Annotated in this window: 19 protein-coding genes and 1 CRISPR repeat array (1 of these 20 cut by a window edge); of the genes, 6 read left to right on the top strand and 13 right to left on the bottom strand. The window is 54.6% G+C overall.

Features of this window, described 5'->3' with window-relative positions:
- Positions 1 to 121: 121 nt before the first annotated feature.
- Positions 122 to 886: a DNA-binding transcriptional repressor YgbI gene (ygbI, locus tag NBA72_RS04525; RefSeq protein ID WP_000613179.1), complete on the top strand. Its 765-nt coding sequence runs from the start codon at positions 122 to 124 to the stop codon at positions 884 to 886.
- 18 nt (positions 887 to 904) lie between these two features.
- On the opposite strand, the gene NBA72_RS04520 is transcribed toward ygbI, so the two are convergent.
- The gene (locus NBA72_RS04520) at positions 905 to 1,309 is read right to left on the bottom strand and encodes a MarR family winged helix-turn-helix transcriptional regulator (protein WP_000423338.1); all 405 of its coding nucleotides are present in this window, start codon (positions 1,307 to 1,309) and stop codon (positions 905 to 907) included.
- 170 nt (positions 1,310 to 1,479) lie between these two features.
- On the opposite strand from NBA72_RS04520, the gene NBA72_RS04515 reads away from it, so the two are divergent.
- The 3 genes from NBA72_RS04515 to NBA72_RS04505 are packed head-to-tail and all read left to right on the top strand — an operon-like array spanning position 1,480 to position 3,747.
- Positions 1,480 to 2,073, top strand: a complete 594-nt coding sequence (locus NBA72_RS04515) for a non-oxidative hydroxyarylic acid decarboxylases subunit B (protein WP_001237180.1) — start codon at positions 1,480 to 1,482, stop codon at positions 2,071 to 2,073.
- On the top strand, positions 2,073 to 3,500 hold the full coding sequence (locus NBA72_RS04510; RefSeq protein WP_000863168.1) for a non-oxidative hydroxyarylic acid decarboxylases subunit C: 1,428 nt from the start codon (positions 2,073 to 2,075) through the stop codon (positions 3,498 to 3,500). The genes NBA72_RS04515 and NBA72_RS04510 overlap by 1 nt, the downstream gene beginning before the upstream one ends.
- Before the next feature lie 10 nt (positions 3,501 to 3,510).
- On the top strand, positions 3,511 to 3,747 hold the full coding sequence (locus NBA72_RS04505; protein WP_000562964.1) for a non-oxidative hydroxyarylic acid decarboxylases subunit D: 237 nt from the start codon (positions 3,511 to 3,513) through the stop codon (positions 3,745 to 3,747).
- 44 nt (positions 3,748 to 3,791) lie between these two features.
- On the opposite strand, the gene rpoS is transcribed toward NBA72_RS04505, so the two are convergent.
- A complete protein-coding gene (rpoS, locus tag NBA72_RS04500; protein ID WP_000081498.1) occupies positions 3,792 to 4,784 on the bottom strand; it encodes an RNA polymerase sigma factor RpoS in 993 nt (330 codons plus the stop codon).
- 62 nt (positions 4,785 to 4,846) lie between these two features.
- Positions 4,847 to 5,929: a murein hydrolase activator NlpD gene (gene nlpD / locus NBA72_RS04495; protein WP_223149274.1), complete on the bottom strand. Its 1,083-nt coding sequence runs from the start codon at positions 5,927 to 5,929 to the stop codon at positions 4,847 to 4,849.
- Between nlpD and NBA72_RS04490 the strand changes: the two genes are divergently transcribed.
- Positions 5,859 to 6,017 carry a peptidase gene (locus tag NBA72_RS04490; RefSeq protein ID WP_223148970.1) on the top strand — a complete coding sequence of 53 codons (159 nt, stop codon included), beginning with the start codon at positions 5,859 to 5,861 and terminating at the stop codon, positions 6,015 to 6,017. The genes nlpD and NBA72_RS04490 overlap by 71 nt on opposite strands.
- 138 nt (positions 6,018 to 6,155) lie before the next feature.
- Here the strand turns inward: NBA72_RS04490 and NBA72_RS04485 are convergent, their stop codons facing one another.
- The 10 genes from NBA72_RS04485 to cysD form a co-directional block, all read right to left on the bottom strand.
- Entirely contained in the window at positions 6,156 to 6,782 is a 627-nt protein-coding gene (locus tag NBA72_RS04485) for a protein-L-isoaspartate(D-aspartate) O-methyltransferase (protein ID WP_000253545.1), read from the bottom strand.
- Entirely contained in the window at positions 6,776 to 7,537 is a 762-nt protein-coding gene (gene surE, locus NBA72_RS04480) for a 5'/3'-nucleotidase SurE (RefSeq protein ID WP_001221538.1), read from the bottom strand. The genes NBA72_RS04485 and surE overlap by 7 nt, the downstream gene beginning before the upstream one ends.
- Positions 7,518 to 8,567: a tRNA pseudouridine(13) synthase TruD gene (gene truD, locus NBA72_RS04475; RefSeq protein ID WP_000134246.1), complete on the bottom strand. Its 1,050-nt coding sequence runs from the start codon at positions 8,565 to 8,567 to the stop codon at positions 7,518 to 7,520. The genes surE and truD overlap by 20 nt, the downstream gene beginning before the upstream one ends.
- Positions 8,564 to 9,043: a 2-C-methyl-D-erythritol 2,4-cyclodiphosphate synthase gene (ispF, locus tag NBA72_RS04470; protein ID WP_001219244.1), complete on the bottom strand. Its 480-nt coding sequence runs from the start codon at positions 9,041 to 9,043 to the stop codon at positions 8,564 to 8,566. Before ispF ends, truD begins: the two co-directional genes overlap by 4 nt.
- Complete coding sequence (ispD, locus tag NBA72_RS04465) at positions 9,043 to 9,753, bottom strand: 2-C-methyl-D-erythritol 4-phosphate cytidylyltransferase (protein ID WP_001650520.1); 711 nt, start codon at positions 9,751 to 9,753, stop codon at positions 9,043 to 9,045. The genes ispF and ispD overlap by 1 nt, the downstream gene beginning before the upstream one ends.
- 18 nt (positions 9,754 to 9,771) lie before the next feature.
- Entirely contained in the window at positions 9,772 to 10,083 is a 312-nt protein-coding gene (ftsB, locus tag NBA72_RS04460) for a cell division protein FtsB (protein ID WP_000517480.1), read from the bottom strand.
- 190 nt (positions 10,084 to 10,273) lie between these two features.
- Positions 10,274 to 10,597, bottom strand: coding sequence for a DUF3561 family protein (locus NBA72_RS04455; RefSeq protein ID WP_001537530.1), 324 nt, complete (start codon positions 10,595 to 10,597; stop codon positions 10,274 to 10,276).
- A gap of 50 nt (positions 10,598 to 10,647) precedes the next feature.
- Positions 10,648 to 11,253: an adenylyl-sulfate kinase gene (cysC, locus tag NBA72_RS04450; RefSeq protein ID WP_001173663.1), complete on the bottom strand. Its 606-nt coding sequence runs from the start codon at positions 11,251 to 11,253 to the stop codon at positions 10,648 to 10,650.
- Positions 11,240 to 12,679, bottom strand: a complete 1,440-nt coding sequence (gene cysN / locus NBA72_RS04445; RefSeq protein WP_001522893.1) for a sulfate adenylyltransferase subunit CysN — start codon at positions 12,677 to 12,679, stop codon at positions 11,240 to 11,242. Before cysN ends, cysC begins: the two co-directional genes overlap by 14 nt.
- 9 nt (positions 12,680 to 12,688) lie before the next feature.
- Positions 12,689 to 13,597: a sulfate adenylyltransferase subunit CysD gene (cysD, locus tag NBA72_RS04440; RefSeq protein WP_042948861.1), complete on the bottom strand. Its 909-nt coding sequence runs from the start codon at positions 13,595 to 13,597 to the stop codon at positions 12,689 to 12,691.
- Positions 13,598 to 13,847: 250 nt separating this feature from the next.
- Here cysD and NBA72_RS04435 point away from each other — a divergent pair, with 250 nt between their 5' ends.
- Complete coding sequence (locus NBA72_RS04435; RefSeq protein ID WP_000490481.1) at positions 13,848 to 14,894, top strand: aminopeptidase; 1,047 nt, start codon at positions 13,848 to 13,850, stop codon at positions 14,892 to 14,894.
- 14 nt (positions 14,895 to 14,908) lie between these two features.
- A CRISPR array of direct repeats spans positions 14,909 to 17,854; the repeat unit is 29 nt; unit sequence CGGTTTATCCCCGCTGGCGCGGGGAACAC (it continues 1,175 nt past the right edge of the window).

Raw genomic sequence — 17,854 nt, 5'->3', positions numbered from 1 at the left:
AGTTGTTTCACAAAAAATAACAAAATGTGTTATTTTTTGTGAAGGCAATCCTCATAGAACTTCACACGCTGTGACGAGAAATCGCGTAAAATCGCGACAGGACTAAAGAAAGGAGCAGACGTTGATACCTACTGAGCGTCGACAAATCATTCTTGATATGGTAGCGGAGAAAGGCATCGTCAGTATCGCTGAACTGACCGAGCGCATGCATGTATCCCACATGACTATCCGCCGTGATTTACAAAAACTGGAGCAGCAAGGCGCGGTAATCCAGGTCTCTGGCGGCGTGCAATCATCGACTCGCGTGGCGCACGAACCCTCGCATCAGATCAAAACCGAACTGGCGACGCCGCAGAAAGCGGCGATTGGCAAACTGGCCGCCAGCCTGGTACAGCCAGAAAGCTGTATCTACCTTGATGCAGGTACTACCACGCTGGCGATCGCCAGGCAGCTGGTTACGATGAATAAACTTACGGTGGTGACGAATGATTTCGTTATCGCCGATTACCTGATGGACAACAGCGATTGCACAATTATTCACACTGGCGGGGCGGTATGCCGGGAAAACCGGTCGTGCGTCGGTGAAGCCGCGGCGACGCTTTTGCGCGGATTGATGATTGACCAGGCCTTTATTTCCGCCTCGTCCTGGAGCGTGCGCGGTATTTCAACGCCGGCAGAAGATAAAGTCACGGTGAAACGGGCCGTCGCCAGCGCCAGCCGCCAAAAAATTCTGGTGTGCGACGCGACCAAATACGGCCAGGTCGCGACGTGGCTGGCGTTACCGCTGGCGGAATTCAACCAAATCGTCACCGATGACGGCCTGCCGGAAAGCGCAATTCGGGCGCTGGCCAAAGTGGATATCTCACTGCTGATGGCCAAACAATAGCGAAGCGGCGCAAGCCGCTTACGTCATCATCTTGCGTACCAGTTGCGTAAACTGTTCGCGTTCTTCAGCGCTCAGTCGCCCCAAAAACTCATCGTCAACGCGATCCCCCAGTGGTATCGCGGCGGCGAGCAACGTTTGGCCCTGAACGGTGAGATAGACAAAACGCCGACGTTTATCCAGCGGATCGTTTTCTCGCTTTACCAGCCCACGATTTTCCATCCGGCTTAACATCTCCGCCAGCGTCGCTTTAGTGCTGACCGCCGCTTCGGTCAGATCGACCTGTTCAATACCCGGATGTTCAGCAATAACGCGCATCACCGCATATTGAGGTTTGGTGAGCTCCGGTAGTTCATGCTGCCAGCGTGCGGTATGTTGCTGAAAAAGTTGGCGTAACAGATGAAACGCGGTGTTTCGTAACTCCATGAGCGCTCCGGATAAATTAACTTTTTCTATCATAACGACTTATGCACGGTTTTTTAATGACGAATGCTTTAGCTAAACGTGCGCAGGCGTCGGAAGCGATCTTGTCGCAAAGGCCGTGTGGGCGTATTTTGATCAAAATGTTCGTATACGAACGATATTTGAGGTAAGAAATGAGATTGATTGTGGGGATGACCGGTGCGACCGGCGCGCCGCTTGGCGTCGAGCTACTCCAGGCATTGCGGGCGATACCTGATGTTGAAACGCATCTGGTAATGTCAAAGTGGGCCAAAACCACTATTGAACTGGAGACGCCCTACACGCCCGCTGAGGTAGCCGCCCTGGCAGATTATTGTCATAGCCCGGCCGATCAGGCGGCGACCATTTCCTCCGGCTCATTTCGTACCGACGGCATGATTATTATCCCCTGCAGTATGAAAACACTGGCGGGGGTTCGCGCCGGCTATGCCGAGGGGCTGGTGGGACGCGCTGCCGATGTCGTGTTGAAAGAGGGTCGCAAGCTGGTGCTTGTGCCGCGGGAAATGCCGCTCAGCACGATTCATCTGGAAAACATGCTTGCGCTTTCTCGTATGGGGGTGGCGATAGTGCCGCCCATGCCCGCGTTCTATAACCTGCCGCAAACCGTTGACGATATTATCCAGCACATCGTAGCGCGCGTTCTCGACCAGTTTGGTCTGGAGCATACGCGCGCGCGCCGCTGGCAAGGACTGCGACAGGCAGCAAATTTTTCACAGGAGAATGGATAATGGCATTTGATGATTTGCGCAGTTTTTTACATGCGCTGGATCAGCAGGGACAACTGCTGAAAATCAGCGAGGAAGTGAATGCGGAGCCGGATCTCGCCGCCGCTGCCAACGCAACGGGACGCATCGGCGATGGCGCGCCCGCGCTGTGGTTTGACAATATTCGTGGTTTTACCGACGCCCGCGTGGCGATGAATACCATCGGTTCCTGGCAGAACCATGCCATCTCACTGGGTTTGCCGCCTAACACGCCGGTTAAAAAACAGATCGATGAATTTATTCGCCGCTGGGACAATTTTCCGGTAGCGCCGGAACGACGGGCGAATCCGGGCTGGGCGGAAAATACCGTCGACGGCGACGCGATCAACCTGTTTGATATCCTGCCGCTGTTTCGTCTGAACGACGGCGACGGCGGATTCTATCTGGATAAAGCCTGTGTGGTATCACGCGATCCGCTCGATCCCGATAACTTCGGCAAGCAGAATGTCGGCATCTACCGTATGGAAGTTAAAGGCAAGCGTAAGCTGGGTCTGCAACCGGTGCCGATGCATGATATCGCATTGCACCTGCACAAAGCTGAAGAGCGCGGGGAAGATCTGCCGATTGCGATCACGTTGGGTAACGATCCGATCATTACCCTGATGGGCGCAACGCCGCTGAAATACGATCAGTCAGAGTATGAAATGGCAGGCGCGCTGCGTGAAAGCCCCTATCCTATCGCCACCGCGCCGTTGACCGGTTTTGATGTGCCGTGGGGATCTGAAGTCATTCTTGAAGGGGTCATCGAAAGCCGTAAACGTGAAATTGAAGGACCGTTCGGCGAATTTACCGGCCACTATTCCGGCGGTCGCAACATGACCGTGGTGCGTATCGATAAGGTCTCTTACCGCAGCAAACCCATTTTTGAATCGCTCTATTTAGGGATGCCGTGGACGGAAATCGACTACCTGATGGGGCCGGCGACCTGCGTGCCACTGTATCAACAGCTGAAAGCCGAATTTCCGGAAGTGCAGGCGGTAAACGCCATGTACACCCACGGCCTGCTGGCCATCATCTCGACCAAAAAACGCTACGGCGGCTTTGCCCGCGCGGTGGGCCTGCGAGCGATGACGACGCCGCACGGTCTGGGATATGTGAAGATGGTGATCATGGTCGATGAAGATGTCGATCCATTCAATCTGCCACAGGTGATGTGGGCATTGTCGTCGAAAGTGAATCCGGCAGGCGATCTGGTACAGCTACCGAATATGTCCGTCCTGGAACTGGATCCGGGCTCAAGCCCGGCGGGGATTACCGACAAGCTGATCATTGACGCCACCACGCCGGTTGCGCCAGATAACCGTGGTCACTATAGCCAGCCGGTTGTTGATTTACCGGAAACTAAAGCCTGGGCTGAAAAGCTGACCGCCATGCTGGCCAACCGTAAATAAGGAGTAACCGATGATTTGTCCACGCTGTGCCGATGCACATATTGAACTCATGGCGACTTCTCCGGTAAAAGGAGTCTGGACGGTATATCAGTGTCAGCATTGTCTGTATACCTGGCGCGATACCGAACCGTTACGCCGTACCAGCCGCGAACACTATCCACAAGCGTTTCGCATGACGCAAAAAGATATTGATGACGCGCCAATGGTGCCGAGTATCCCGCCGCTGCTGGCAGAAGACAAACGGTAAAAAAAAGGCCAGTCGACAGACTGGCCTTTTTTTGACAAGGGTACTTACTCGCGGAACAGCGCTTCGATATTCAGCCCCTGCGTCTGCAGAATTTCGCGCAGACGGCGCAGGCCTTCAACCTGAATCTGACGAACACGTTCACGCGTAAGGCCGATTTCACGGCCTACATCTTCCAGTGTCGCAGCTTCATATCCCAGCAGACCGAAACGGCGCGCCAGCACTTCACGCTGTTTGGCGTTCAGTTCGAACAACCATTTGACGATGCTCTGTTTCATATCGTCATCTTGCGTGGTGTCTTCCGGACCGTTCTCTTTTTCATCGGCCAGGATGTCCAGCAACGCTTTTTCGGAATCACCGCCCAGCGGGGTGTCTACCGAGGTAATGCGCTCGTTGAGACGAAGCATACGGCTGACGTCATCAACCGGTTTATCCAGTTGTTCTGCAATTTCTTCCGCACTCGGTTCGTGGTCCAGTTTATGCGACAACTCACGTGCGGTGCGCAGGTATACGTTCAGCTCTTTAACAATGTGAATCGGCAAGCGAATCGTACGGGTTTGGTTCATAATCGCCCGTTCGATTGTCTGGCGAATCCACCAGGTTGCGTATGTTGAGAAGCGGAACCCGCGTTCCGGGTCAAACTTCTCGACTGCACGGATAAGCCCCAGGTTGCCCTCTTCAATCAGGTCCAGCAACGCCAGTCCACGATTGCCATAACGGCGGGCAATTTTTACCACCAGACGCAGGTTACTCTCAATCATGCGACGGCGAGAAGCGACATCTCCACGCAGTGCGCGACGCGCAAAATAGACTTCTTCTTCGGCTGTTAACAGTGGTGAATACCCAATCTCACCAAGGTAAAGCTGAGTCGCGTCCAACACACGCTGTGTGGCCCCTTGCGATAACAGCTCTTCTTCAGCCAGGTCGTTATCACTGGGTTCCTCTTCACTCAAGGCTTTTTCGTCAAAAGCCTCTACTCCGTTCTCATCAAATTCCGCGTCTTCATTTAAATCATGAACTTTCAGCGTATTCTGACTCATAAGGTGGCTCCTACCCGTGATCCCTTGACGGAACTAGCAAGTCAAAGCCTGGTTCCGCCGCTTTATCGCTGCGGTAAATAACGCAGCGGGTTTACGGATTTCCCCTTGTAACGAATTTCAAAATGCAAGCGTGTAGAGCTGGTGCCGGTGCTACCCATAGTAGCGATTTTTTGCCCCGCCTTAACTTCCTGTTGTTCCCGGACCAGCATCGTATCATTATGGGCGTAGGCACTCAGGTAATCATCGTTATGTTTGATGATAATAAGATTACCGTAACCACGCAGTGCGTTACCGGCATATACGACGCGCCCATCAGCGGTTGCGACGATAGCCTGTCCCTTACTGCCTGCAATGTCGATCCCTTTATTGCCCCCTTCGGAAGCGCCAAAGTTTTCGATCACTTTGCCATCCGTCGGCCAGCGCCATGCGGAAATCGGCGCGCTGGTTGACGTACTGCTTGCATTTGGTTCGGTCGTGCTTACCGTTGGTGCCGTTACAGGCGCTGTGACAACCGTCCCAGCAGGCTTGTTGTTTGGCAACATTTTGTTAGCACTTTGTTCACCTGAGCCCTCAGAATACGTAATTGTAGGTTGAGACGCAACTGCAACGGTGGAATTTTGTGCAGACCTGGTCACAACTCCTTGCTGTGCTGCATCCGCCTGGGTGATCGCATTTCCGCCAGTAATTGGCGTACCGGATGCGTTACCAACTTGCAAAGTTTGCCCTACATTCAGGCTATACGGGGCAGAAATACTGTTTCTCTGGGCCAGATCGCGGAAATCGTTCCCGGTAATCCAGGCGATGTAAAAAAGCGTATCACCCTTTTTCACGGTGTAAGTACTGCCACCCGTATAGCTACCTTTCGGAATATTCCCATACTGGCGATTGTATACGATTCGCCCATTTTCCATCTGCACGGGTTGTTCCGTGACCGGTTGAGTTTGCATGGGCTGCGTTACAGGACGCTGAACGGGTTGAATTTGCGGCGCTTGTTGCGGCGTTTGTTGCGTCGTCGCGCCCATTTTTGGCGGCGGTGTGATCAACATCCCGGAATTGGTATTTGATGACGAACCACTGTCCACAGACGTGACCGGCGCCGGAGGGTTTGACGAACTGGTACAACCTGCCAGCCATAGTGAAACCAGTGATAGTGCCGCAATGCGACTAACGGTGAATTTTGGGCTTCCCGCGCTCATTTATCCCCCAGGAAAAAATTTGGTTAACAACCAGTGACGTAAGAACCGTGCAACGCATTAAGTGAACACGGGAAAATGTGTTCACGATACGCTTAACCCACCGGGAATAACCAGGAAAACTCCAGGTATTCGTTTCGGCTTCATCAGGCGTAAGAGTGGGTGTTTGCAGGGCAAACTAGGCCAGCTCTCCCTTGACTAACGGGACGAAGCGAACGGCCTCCACGGTATCGATAATAAATTCGCCGCCCCGGCGACGCACGCGTTTCAAAAACTGCTGCTCATCGCCCACGGGCAGAACAAGAATGCCGCCTTCATCCAACTGTGCCATGAGCGCGGTAGGAATTTCCGGCGGCGCGGCCGTCACAATGATAGCGTCAAACGGCGCACGCGCCTGCCAGCCTTGCCAGCCATCGCCATGACGGGTAGAAACATTATGTAAATCGAGCTGCTTCAGGCGGCGACGCGCCTGCCATTGCAGCCCCTTAATCCGCTCAACGGAGCAAACGTGATGTACCAGATGCGCCAGAATCGCCGTCTGATAGCCGGAACCGGTGCCAATTTCCAGCACCCTGGATTGCGGCGTCAGTTCGAGCAGTTCCGTCATTCGCGCCACCATATAGGGCTGCGAAATCGTCTGACCCTGGCCTATCGGCAAAGCGATATTTTCCCAGGCCTTATGTTCAAACGCTTCATCAATAAATTTCTCGCGCGGCACTGCAGCAAGCGCATTAAGCACCTGCTCATCTCTGATGCCCTGCGCGCGCAATTGTTCAAGAAGAGCCTGTACACGTCCACTTACCATTGCGTGCCAACTCCCACGCTGTCTAACCAGTCTGAAACCACATCATGCGCGCTGTGCGCGGTTAAATCCACATGCAACGGCGTGACGGAGACGTAGCCTTCATCCACCGCCGCGAAATCGGTATCCGGCCCGGCATCGTACTTATCGCCCGGCGGGCCAATCCAGTACAATGTATTACCGCGCGGATCTTCCTGCGGGATTACTTTATCCGCTGGATGGCGGCTACCACAGCGAGTCACGCGAATGCCTTTAACCTGCGCTAACGGTAGATCCGGGACATTCACGTTGAGAATACGCCCGGTACGCAACGGCTCCCGGCTTAACCCTCGCAAAAGCGCACAAGTCACGGCCGCAGCCGTATCATAATGCTGATAGCCGTTAAGGGAGACCGCTAATGCCGGAAAGCCGAGATGACGACCTTCCATCGCCGCGGCGACAGTACCGGAATAGATCACATCATCGCCCAGATTCGGACCCGCGTTAATACCGGAAACGACAATATCCGGACGCGGACGCATTAAGGCATTAACGCCCAGATAGACGCAATCGGTCGGCGTCCCCATCTGTACGGCGATATCGCCATTATCAAAGGTAAAAGTACGAAGCGAAGATTCCAGCGTGAGGGAATTAGACGCGCCGCTGCGGTTACGATCCGGGGCTACGACCTGTACATCAGCAAACTCACGCAGCGCTTTCGCCAGCGTTTGTATACCGGGCGCGTGAACCCCGTCATCGTTACTCAGCAATATGCGCATAATCACCCATTGTGTTGATCAGTTCCCTTACTACGCTGGTGGCAAAACTGCCTGCGGGCAGCCAGAAACGTAACTCGACGGTAACGTCATCCCACCAGTTCCAGCTTAATTGTTGCGGATAAAGCAGCATCGCTCTGCGCGACGCCTCTACTTTTTCGCGCAGCAACAGCGATTGCAACACCGTTTCCTGGGCAATGGCATCTTGCTCAAACGCCAGCGCCGCACGCTGTGTTCCCCACTCTCCGCTGCCCGGCAACGATGCTGTAATCATCAGCTCTTTTTCGTCTACCCGGCGCTGCAATTCAGGCAGTTCTTCAGATGTCGCGACGAACCAGCTTCCACGCCCCGCTAATTGTAGCGCATCGCCGTCAACAACTTGATTAAAGTCTGGTTTCTTTAGCCGCTGGTGAACAATTTGATTAAACAACGCGCTACGTGCCGCCGACAACCAAAAACTGCGTTTATTGCGATCGCGCACCGGCGCGTTACTTTGCGCCCAGCGCAGCGCGCCCTGCAAGTTGCTGCCGCCAATGCCGAATCGCTGTGCGCCGAAATAGTTCGGCACGCCGCCATCGCGAATCGCCTGCAATCGTGTTTCGACATCGCGGCGATCGCTTATTTCACGCAACACCAGCGTAAAGGCATTGCCTTTCAGCGCGCCTAAACGCAGCTTACGCTTGTGACGCGCGTATTCCAGCACTTTACAACCTTCCAGCTGAAAGGCGCTGAAATCGGGCATCTCTTTCCCCGGCACGCGCGCGCACAGCCACTGCTCGGTAACGGCGTGTTTATCTTTTTGCCCGGCAAAGCTCACTTCGCGAGCGTGAATTTTCAGGAATTTCGCCAGCGCGTCAGCGACAAAACGGGTATTGCAACCGTTTTTCAAAATACGCAGCAGAATGTGCTCGCCTTCACCATCCGGCGTAAAGCCTAAATCTTCAACCACCACAAAATCTTCCGGATTCGCTTTCAGCAATCCGCTACCTTGTGGTTTTCCGTGCAGCCAGGTGAGATTGTCAAACTCTGTCATTTCGCCGCCTTCATCAGCAACGCGACCGCTTCGCAGGCAATGCCTTCTCCGCGTCCGGTAAATCCGAGCTTTTCCGTCGTCGTCGCCTTCACGTTAACGTCATCCATATGGCAGCCGAGATCTTCGGCGATAAAGACGCGCATTTGCGGAATATGCGGCAGCATTTTCGGCGCCTGCGCAATAATGGTGACATCCACGTTGCCGAGGGTGTACCCCTTGGCCTGAATACGACGCCAGGCTTCACGCAGTAGTTCGCGGCTATCCGCTCCCTTAAATGCCGGATCGGTATCCGGGAAGAGCTTGCCGATATCGCCAAGCGCCGCCGCGCCCAGCAGCGCATCGGTCAGCGCATGTAACGCCACATCGCCATCGGAATGCGCCAATAGCCCTTTTTCATAAGGGATACGCACGCCGCCAATAATAATCGGCCCTTCTCCGCCAAACGCGTGTACGTCAAAACCGTGTCCAATTCGCATTATGCTTTCTCCTGGTGGATGGTTCGGGTCAGATAAAATTCCGCCAGCGCCAGATCTTCCGGACGGGTGACCTTGATGTTATCCGCGCGACCTTCTACCAGCGCCGGATGAAAACCACAATACTCCAGCGCTGACGCCTCGTCGGTGATGGTCGCGCCTTCATTCAGCGCACGCGTCAGACAATCGTGCAAGAGTTCGCGGGGGAAAAACTGCGGGGTGAGCGCGTGCCATAAATCGGCGCGCTCTACGGTATGGGCAATAGCGTTTTTCCCCGGTTCGCCGCGTTTCATGGTGTCGCGCACCGGACTGGCGAGAATACCGCCGACCCGGCTGTTTTCGCTGATGGCCAGTAACCGCGCAAGGTCATCCTGATGCAAACAGGGTCTTGCCGCGTCGTGCACCAGCACCCACTGCGCCTTTGCAACGGCCTGTAACCCGGCCAAAACGGAATCAGCGCGTTCGTTGCCGCCATCCACAACGGTGATTTGCGGATGATTCGCCAGCGGAAGTTGGGCAAAGCGATGATCGCCAGGGCTGATAGCAATAACAACGCGTGTCACCCGAGGATGCGCCAGCAGCGCATAAACTGAGTGCTCCAGAATGGTTTTATTACCGATTGAGAGATACTGCTTAGGACATTCTGTTTGCATTCGGCGGCCAAATCCGGCCGCCGGCACCACGGCGCAAACGTCCAATAAAGTGGCTGCCATGTTAAATCCCTGGATGGTTTATCGATGAGTTTGCCCCGCCGTTGCCGCGCGTTTTGAGGCGTCAGGCACCAGACGATAGAAGGTTTCGCCCGGTTTGGTCATGCTAAGTTCGTTGCGCGCGCGCTCCTCTATCGCTTCCTGGCCGCCATTGAGATCGTCAATTTCGGCAAAAAGCTGATCGTTACGCGCTTTAAGTTTGGCGTTTGTCGCCTGCTGCGCGACCACATCATCGTTGACGCGGCTATAGTCATGTATGCCGTTCTTACCGAACCACAGCGAGTACTGTAGCCAGACCAGTAAAGCCAGCAACAGCAGCGTTAGTTTACCCATCCTGCCCCCTGAAAAACGGCATCATCATCCCATAACGTCCTCTGTGACTCCACATTCAGGACGGGATTGCCGCGACAACGCCGGCAAATGTACCACATTTGCCGGATGTTACGTATACCCGAGTAAGGAGAACATAATCTCATTGTTGGTTACGGTTTGAATTATGACCGGAGGCGCACTGATAACCCGTCTACCCTAATAGCCATATAAATAACGCGCCGAACAGCGCGCCTACGGCCAGTAGAGTAAACATGATGCTAAAAAGTATTTTGCCCTTTACCAGCAGATGCAACGCAATGCCGATAATCACCGATACCGGCATTAACGCGAGGAAAAAGGGCCAGGTATAGAGGAAAAAAAACAGCGTGTTAGGGCCATAAAGCAGAAAAGGGATCCCCAACGCCAACAGCCATGACACAAAGCCGACCACCGCCCCCGGAAATGCACTGGTGGCGTCATCGTCGACCATGAAGGCGTCTGACCTTGTGAAAGTAATGTTATGGCTATTACGCATATTAAATCCTGTAACCTTGACCATACCGGGCATACAAGCCCGGTGGTGTCTCAGGATCTGATAATATCGCGCCGTCTCAGCAGGTCTAATAATTGGGAAACCAAATTTGTTACTAATTGTTCACCATTAAGATGAACCTGGGGCGAGTCAGGCGCTTCGTAAATGGCGTCGATACCGGTAAAGTTACGCAACTCGCCCGCGCGCGCTTTTTTATACAATCCTTTAGGATCGCGCTGTTCACAGATAGCCAGCGGCGTATTGACATAAATCTCGATAAAACGATCGTGGCCGACGCGCTCTTTTACCAGTTGCCGCTCGGCGCGGTGCGGAGAAATAAATGCCGTCAAAACAATCAGGCCAGCGTCCGCCATCAGACTGGCCACTTCGCCTACCCGCCGGATATTTTCCTGGCGATCGGCATCGCTAAAGCCTAAATCACGGCACAAACCGTGGCGCACATTATCGCCATCCAACAGGTAGGTACTGACGCCACGCTGATGTAACGCCTCTTCCAGCGCGCCGGCCACCGTTGATTTTCCCGAACCGGAGAGTCCGGTAAACCACAGCACCACGCCACGGTGGCCGTGGAGCTGTTCACGAGCTGCGACAGTAACGGGATGAGAGTGCCAGACCACGTTCTCATCATGCAGCGCCATGTTTATCTCCCAGCAAATCGCGGGCGTCCCAGTGCGGAAAATGACGGCGTACCAGCGCATTCAGCTCCAGCTCAAACGCACTGTATTCCACGGGCGGCGTCGCTCCGCGTTCGTCCAGTTCCCGCACCATGCCAGCGCCCACGGTAACGTTAGAAAGTCGGTCGATAAAAATCAGTCCGCCCGTCACCGGATTTTGCTGATAAATATCCAGCGCGAGCGGCTCATCGAATGTCATCTCCACCAGACCAATACCGTTTAACGGCAGACTCTCGACGTCTCGTTGGGTCAGATTGTTGATATCAATCTGATAGCGAATAGCCTCGATACGCGCGCGGGTTTTCTTACCCGCGAGTTTAACGTCGTAGCTTTGGCCCGGCGCCAGCGGCTGTTCCGCCATCCATACCACATCGATCGCGGCGTGCCGCGCAGGTGCCAGCGTCTCGTTTGCCGCCAGCAGCAGATCGCCGCGGCTAATATCAATGTCGTCGTTGAGTACCAGGGTAATGGCTTCGCCCGCACAGGCTTCTTCTTTATCGCCATTAAAAGTGACGATACGCGCCACGCTGGATTCCACGCCAGACGGCAGCACTTTAATGCGCTCTCCGACTTTGACGCTACCAGACGCCAGAGTGCCGGCATACCCCCGAAAATCAAGATTCGGGCGATTGACGTATTGTACCGGAAAGCGCATCGGCTGACGGTCTACCGCACGCTGTATGTCTACCGTTTCCAGGACTTCCAGCAGCGTCGGACCGCTGTACCAGCGCATATTCGCGCTCTGCGCGGCGACATTATCCCCTTCCAGCGCCGAAAGCGGGACAAAGCGAATATCCAGATCGCCCGGCAACTGTTCAGCAAAGGTCAGATAATCTTCACGAATACGGGCGAAGGTCTCTTCGCGGTAGTCAACGAGATCCATTTTGTTGATTGCCACCACCAGGTGTTTGATCCCCAACAGAGTGGAGATAAAGCTATGGCGACGCGTCTGATCCAGCACGCCTTTACGCGCGTCGATCAGTAGGATCGCCAGATCGCAGGTGGACGCCCCGGTCGCCATATTACGAGTATATTGTTCATGGCCCGGCGTGTCGGCGATAATAAATTTTCGTTTTTCCGTGGAGAAATAGCGGTACGCGACGTCAATAGTAATGCCCTGCTCACGCTCGGCCTGCAGCCCATCTACCAGCAGCGCCAGATCGAGTTTTTCTCCCTGCGTGCCATGACGTTTACTGTCATTATGCAGAGAAGAGAGCTGATCTTCATAAATTTGCAGGGTATCGTGCAGCAAACGACCTATCAGCGTACTTTTACCGTCATCAACGCTGCCACAGGTTAAAAAACGCAGCAGGCTTTTGTGTTGTTGGGCAATCATCCAGGCTTCGACGCCGCCTTCATTGGCGATTTGTTGTGCAAGTATGGTGTTCATGGCGGCTCCTTAGAAATACCCCTGACGTTTTTTAAGCTCCATTGACCCCGCCTGATCGCGGTCAATTATCCTCCCCTGGCGCTCGCTGGTGGTAGAAACCAGCATCTCTTCGATAATTTCCGGCAGAGTTTGCGCGTGGGATTCCACCGCCCCGGTGAGCGGCCAACAGCCAAGTGTACGGAAGCGCACCATCCTTTTTTTGATGACTTCGCCGGGCTGGAGGTCGATACGATCGTCATCCACCATCATCAACATGCCGTCACGTTCCAGAACCGGGCGTTCAGCAGCCAAATACAGCGGCACGATGTCGATGTTTTCCAGCCAGATGTATTGCCAGATATCCTGCTCTGTCCAGTTGGAGAGCGGGAAGACGCGTATACTTTCGCCTTTATTAATCTGACCGTTATAGTTACGCCACAACTCTGGCCGCTGATTTTTCGGGTCCCAGCGATGGAAACGGTCACGAAAGGAGTAAATACGTTCTTTCGCGCGGGATTTTTCCTCATCGCGCCGTGCGCCGCCGAACGCGGCATCAAAACCGTACTTATTCAGCGCCTGCTTTAACCCTTCGGTTTTCATAATGTCGGTGTGTTTAGCGCTACCGTGAACGAACGGATTGATGCCCATCGCCACGCCTTCCGGATTTTTATGTACCAGCAATTCGCAGCCGTATGCGTTGGCGGTACGATCGCGAAAGGCGTACATCTCACGGAATTTCCAACCGGTATCAACGTGCAATAGCGGGAACGGTAACGTACCCGGATAAAACGCCTTACGCGCCAGATGCAGCATGACGCTGGAGTCTTTACCAATGGAGTACAGCATGACCGGGTTAGCGAATTCCGCTGCCACTTCACGGATAATGTGGATACTTTCCGCCTCCAGTTGCCGCAGGTGGGTGAGTCGTTTTTGATCCATAACCGTTCCTTTGTAATACCGTTTTTTGCTAAACATTTCGATTACACGACTATAGGGAGCGCAGGAGAGTGAATGAAATGACGAATTGGAATGAGTAGTTCCTCAAAGGAATAACGCGGCCCAAAAACCAATATCAAAAAATGCTTAACGTACCGGATTGCCAGCATTTAGGAGCAAATGAAATTGTATTAACACGATCGCGGTTTCATACTAGCCACGTAAAATTTTGTTCTGTATTTAAGGACTCATTATGTTTTCCGCAACGCGCCGCTTTGCCGTCATTCTGGCGCTCGGCGTAGGCTTTATCCTTCCTGCACAAGCAGCATCACCAGGGCCTGGTGAAATAGCGAATACTCAGGCACGACATATCGCCACCTTTTTTCCCGGGAGAATGACGGGCTCCCCCGCCGAGATGTTATCTGCCGATTATTTACGCCAACAATTTACCCAGATGGGATACCAAAGCGATATTCGAACGTTTAATAGCCGATTTATTTATACCACGAAGGATAATCGCAAAAACTGGCATAACGTGACGGGCAGTACGGTCATCGCCGCCCATGAAGGGCGCGTGCCGCAGCAGATCATCATTATGGCGCATCTGGATACCTACGCTCCGCAGAGCGACGCTGATGTCGATGCCAATCTGGGCGGTTTAACGTTACAGGGAATGGATGATAATGCCGCGGGATTAGGCGTTATGCTGGAACTGGCGGCGCGTCTGAAAGATATACCGACCCATTATGGGATTCGTTTTATCGCCACCAGCGGGGAAGAAGAGGGAAAGCTAGGCGCGGAAAATTTACTCAAACGAATGAGTGACGCTGAGAAGAAAAATACGCTGCTGGTGATTAATCTCGATAACCTGATTGTTGGCGACAAGCTCTATTTTAATAGCGGGAAAAATACGCCGGAAGCGGTGCGTACACTGACCCGCGATCGGGCATTAGCGATTGCGCGCCGTTATGGTATCGCCGCCAACACCAATCCGGGACGCAATCCATCCTACCCCAAAGGAACGGGTTGCTGTAATGATGCGGAGGTTTTCGATAAAGCGGGAATATCGGTGCTTTCTGTTGAGGCGACGAACTGGAATCTGGGTAAAAAAGACGGATACCAGCAACGCGTGAAAAATGCATCCTTCCCGAACGGCAATAGCTGGCACGACGTACGGCTTGATAATCAACAGCATATAGACAAGGCGCTGCCTGGGCGGATTGAGCGCCGTAGCCGCGATGTAGTGCGGATAATGCTGCCGTTGGTAAAAGAGCTGGCGAAGGCGGAAAAAACGTCCTGATATGCTGGTGAAACGTGTTTATCCCCGCTGACGCGGGGAACATTTTTCAGCCCTTGTCGACTGCGGAACGCCCCTCGGTTTATCCCCGCTGGCGCGGGGAACACGTCTGGGGACATTCACCTGCATGACCTTGAGGCCGGTTTATCCCCGCTGGCGCGGGGAACACTCGACTAACGTCAGCAATCCTGCCCATGTCGGCGGTTTATCCCCGCTGGCGCGGGGAACACCGTGGCGCTCAAAATTTTGGTGGCGCAACAATCGGTTTATCCCCGCTGGCGCGGGGAACACTAGATTTTGATTTTGAACGTATACGGGTCATCCGGTTTATCCCCGCTGGCGCGGGGAACACGCGCGAATAAGTCCGGTCGTAACTTGTCGACGAGGTTTATCCCCGCTGGCGCGGGGAACACGTCATTCTCAAATACGCGCACGCGTGTCGGGTCGGTTTATCCCCGCTGGCGCGGGGAACACCAACATCTGTTTGCAGGTATCCTGATAAGACGCGGTTTATCCCCGCTGGCGCGGGGAACACTCTATTGCGACAGTTACGCGCTGTGGCGTGCTCGGTTTATCCCCGCTGACGCGGGGAACACGCTTCTGTAGTCACTGGCAGTTGCGCTCCAGCCGGTTTATCCCCGCTGGCGCGGGGAACACGCCACATTATTCCCGTCGCCCGGACGGCGGCACGGTTTATCCCCGCTGACGCGGGGAACACCTGATAGAAACAAGAAAGCGGGCATTTGCCCGCGGTTTATCCCCGCTGGCGCGGGGAACACCGCGTGCCACTGTATGTGGAATAGGCCAGTACCGGTTTATCCCCGCTGGCGCGGGGAACACACCATAACGGAGGTGATTTTTAATGAAAACAGCGGTTTATCCCCGCTGGCGCGGGGAACACACGATTGCCTTAATCAGACGCCAGAACGGCGACGGTTTATCCCCGCTGGCGCGGGGAACACCCTGTGCCCGTTGTAGGTCACGCGGATTTCCGTCGGTTTATCCCCGCTGGCGCGGGGAACACTTGGTTTGTGTCGTCTTTAGTTGTCATAGCTACGGTTTATCCCCGCTGGCGCGGGGAACACTATGAGCCGCCGTATGGTTTTAATTCAGTCGTCGGTTTATCCCCGCTGGCGCGGGGAACACGCGGAACCTACGTCTGCAAAGAACTGGTTTATTCGGTTTATCCCCGCTGGCGCGGGGAACACTCCATCACAACGCGTAAAAACGGCGTTGTATCCGGTTTATCCCCGCTGGCGCGGGGAACACGCACCTAATTTTATTTGCCAGTCTGGTTTGCGCGGTTTATCCCCGCTGGCGCGGGGAACACTTGCGTTTTTTTACCGCCAGTGATTCGAGGATCGGTTTATCCCCGCTGGCGCGGGGAACACTTTTTCTCACTGCCACCCTGTAACCCGGCCAGCGGTTTATCCCCGCTGGCGCGGGGAACACGACGCTAACAATTTTAAATTACTGTTTAGATTCGGTTTATCCCCGCTGGCGCGGGGAACACTGCAGTTGCAAAAATAATAATTTTCATATTCCCGGTTTATCCCCGCTGGCGCGGGGAACACGGCGACTGGAAAACGCTAAAAGACGGGCCGCACGGTTTATCCCCGCTGGCGCGGGGAACACGTTGATGACGACAGCTATCTGGATGTGAACACCGGTTTATCCCCGCTGGCGCGGGGAACACCCGTAACGAGTTCGCGATTCCCGGGAGCTACACGGTTTATCCCCGCTGGCGCGGGGAACACATGACGCTGGCAACAGCCCCACACTCATCCGCCGGTTTATCCCCGCTGGCGCGGGGAACACAAAATCAACAGGCGAGATAAGATTAAACGCCCCGGTTTATCCCCGCTGGCGCGGGGAACACTGGAAATGGTATTCAAACGGCGCGGGGGGAGACGGTTTATCCCCGCTGGCGCGGGGAACACCGTTAAGAAGAGGTTTCGACGCCTCGTATCAACGGTTTATCCCCGCTGGCGCGGGGAACACATCTCGGTGCGGCGACCTGATTTAGCATTGAACGGTTTATCCCCGCTGGCGCGGGGAACACATTTCCTCCTGCGTATGGCGTTTGTCGCGCAGCGGTTTATCCCCGCTGGCGCGGGGAACACGGCGGCAATGATGCTTTTTTTCATAATGTATCCGGTTTATCCCCGCTGGCGCGGGGAACACGGCATATGAGCCTGAGCCTGTTGCTGTTGAAGCCGGTTTATCCCCGCTGGCGCGGGGAACACAATGACGGTTTACGAACCGTTATAGAAACAGTCGGTTTATCCCCGCTGGCGCGGGGAACACTAACGCTAAAATCACTGTTCCACCGTTTTACCCGGTTTATCCCCGCTGGCGCGGGGAACACGGTGTGGTGGCCAATGGCAATTAATAACAGAAAGGTTTATCCCCGCTGGCGCGGGGAACACGCGATATCAGCCCAGTTCAGCGCCTGTTCAAACGGTTTATCCCCGCTGGCGCGGGGAACACCAAATTCCTCAATAGTTCCTCTAAAACGACCCCGGTTTATCCCCGCTGGCGCGGGGAACACTCCTCGCCGGTCACGCTCAGATCGGACAGGAACGGTTTATCCCCGCTGGCGCGGGGAACACTCGTATACGGATCGTCGCCGTTGCTCTGGTCACGGTTTATCCCCGCTGGCGCGGGGAACACGTTCTGGCTATTCTCAATGAACGCATTCGTCGCGGTTTATCCCCGCTGGCGCGGGGAACACCCCGGCTACCAACCGGGGTTTTTTGTATTCGGCGGTTTATCCCCGCTGGCGCGGGGAACACGTTCGCGCCGCTTGAAAGTATTGAGCTAGTCGCGGTTTATCCCCGCTGGCGCGGGGAACACTCGCCTTTGTCCCCTTTATCCCCTTTCTGAGCCGGTTTATCCCCGCTGGCGCGGGGAACACACGGACGGTGAAAAGTACCTGGTAAGCCGCGGCGGTTTATCCCCGC

Origin of the sequence: Salmonella sp. NW1250, assembly GCF_051812965.1 — a bacterium.
GTDB lineage: Bacteria > Pseudomonadota > Gammaproteobacteria > Enterobacterales > Enterobacteriaceae > Salmonella > Salmonella enterica.
The sequence above is the reverse complement of the archived record's forward strand: the minus strand, read 5'-3'. Positions and strand labels throughout refer to the sequence as shown.

Bases quoted from the DNA above. Each gene is read 5' to 3' on its own strand.
- truD (WP_000134246.1), bottom strand. From the start codon at position 8,567: ATGACAGAGTTTGACAATCTCACCTGGCTGCACGGAAAACCACAAGGT.
- NBA72_RS04455 (WP_001537530.1), bottom strand. From the start codon at position 10,597: ATGCGTAATAGCCATAACATTACTTTCACAAGGTCAGACGCCTTCATG.
- ispF (WP_001219244.1), bottom strand. From the start codon at position 9,043: ATGCGAATTGGACACGGTTTTGACGTACACGCGTTTGGCGGAGAAGGG.
- cysD (WP_042948861.1), bottom strand. From the start codon at position 13,597: ATGGATCAAAAACGACTCACCCACCTGCGGCAACTGGAGGCGGAAAGT.
- surE (WP_001221538.1), bottom strand. From the start codon at position 7,537: ATGCGCATATTGCTGAGTAACGATGACGGGGTTCACGCGCCCGGTATA.
- cysN (WP_001522893.1), bottom strand. From the start codon at position 12,679: ATGAACACCATACTTGCACAACAAATCGCCAATGAAGGCGGCGTCGAA.
- cysC (WP_001173663.1), bottom strand. From the start codon at position 11,253: ATGGCGCTGCATGATGAGAACGTGGTCTGGCACTCTCATCCCGTTACT.
- NBA72_RS04515 (WP_001237180.1), top strand. From the start codon at position 1,480: ATGAGATTGATTGTGGGGATGACCGGTGCGACCGGCGCGCCGCTTGGC.
- NBA72_RS04510 (WP_000863168.1), top strand. From the start codon at position 2,073: ATGGCATTTGATGATTTGCGCAGTTTTTTACATGCGCTGGATCAGCAG.
- ispD (WP_001650520.1), bottom strand. From the start codon at position 9,753: ATGGCAGCCACTTTATTGGACGTTTGCGCCGTGGTGCCGGCGGCCGGA.
- rpoS (WP_000081498.1), bottom strand. From the start codon at position 4,784: ATGAGTCAGAATACGCTGAAAGTTCATGATTTAAATGAAGACGCGGAA.
- ftsB (WP_000517480.1), bottom strand. From the start codon at position 10,083: ATGGGTAAACTAACGCTGCTGTTGCTGGCTTTACTGGTCTGGCTACAG.
- NBA72_RS04505 (WP_000562964.1), top strand. From the start codon at position 3,511: ATGATTTGTCCACGCTGTGCCGATGCACATATTGAACTCATGGCGACT.
- NBA72_RS04485 (WP_000253545.1), bottom strand. From the start codon at position 6,782: ATGGTAAGTGGACGTGTACAGGCTCTTCTTGAACAATTGCGCGCGCAG.
- NBA72_RS04520 (WP_000423338.1), bottom strand. From the start codon at position 1,309: ATGGAGTTACGAAACACCGCGTTTCATCTGTTACGCCAACTTTTTCAG.
- NBA72_RS04435 (WP_000490481.1), top strand. From the start codon at position 13,848: ATGTTTTCCGCAACGCGCCGCTTTGCCGTCATTCTGGCGCTCGGCGTA.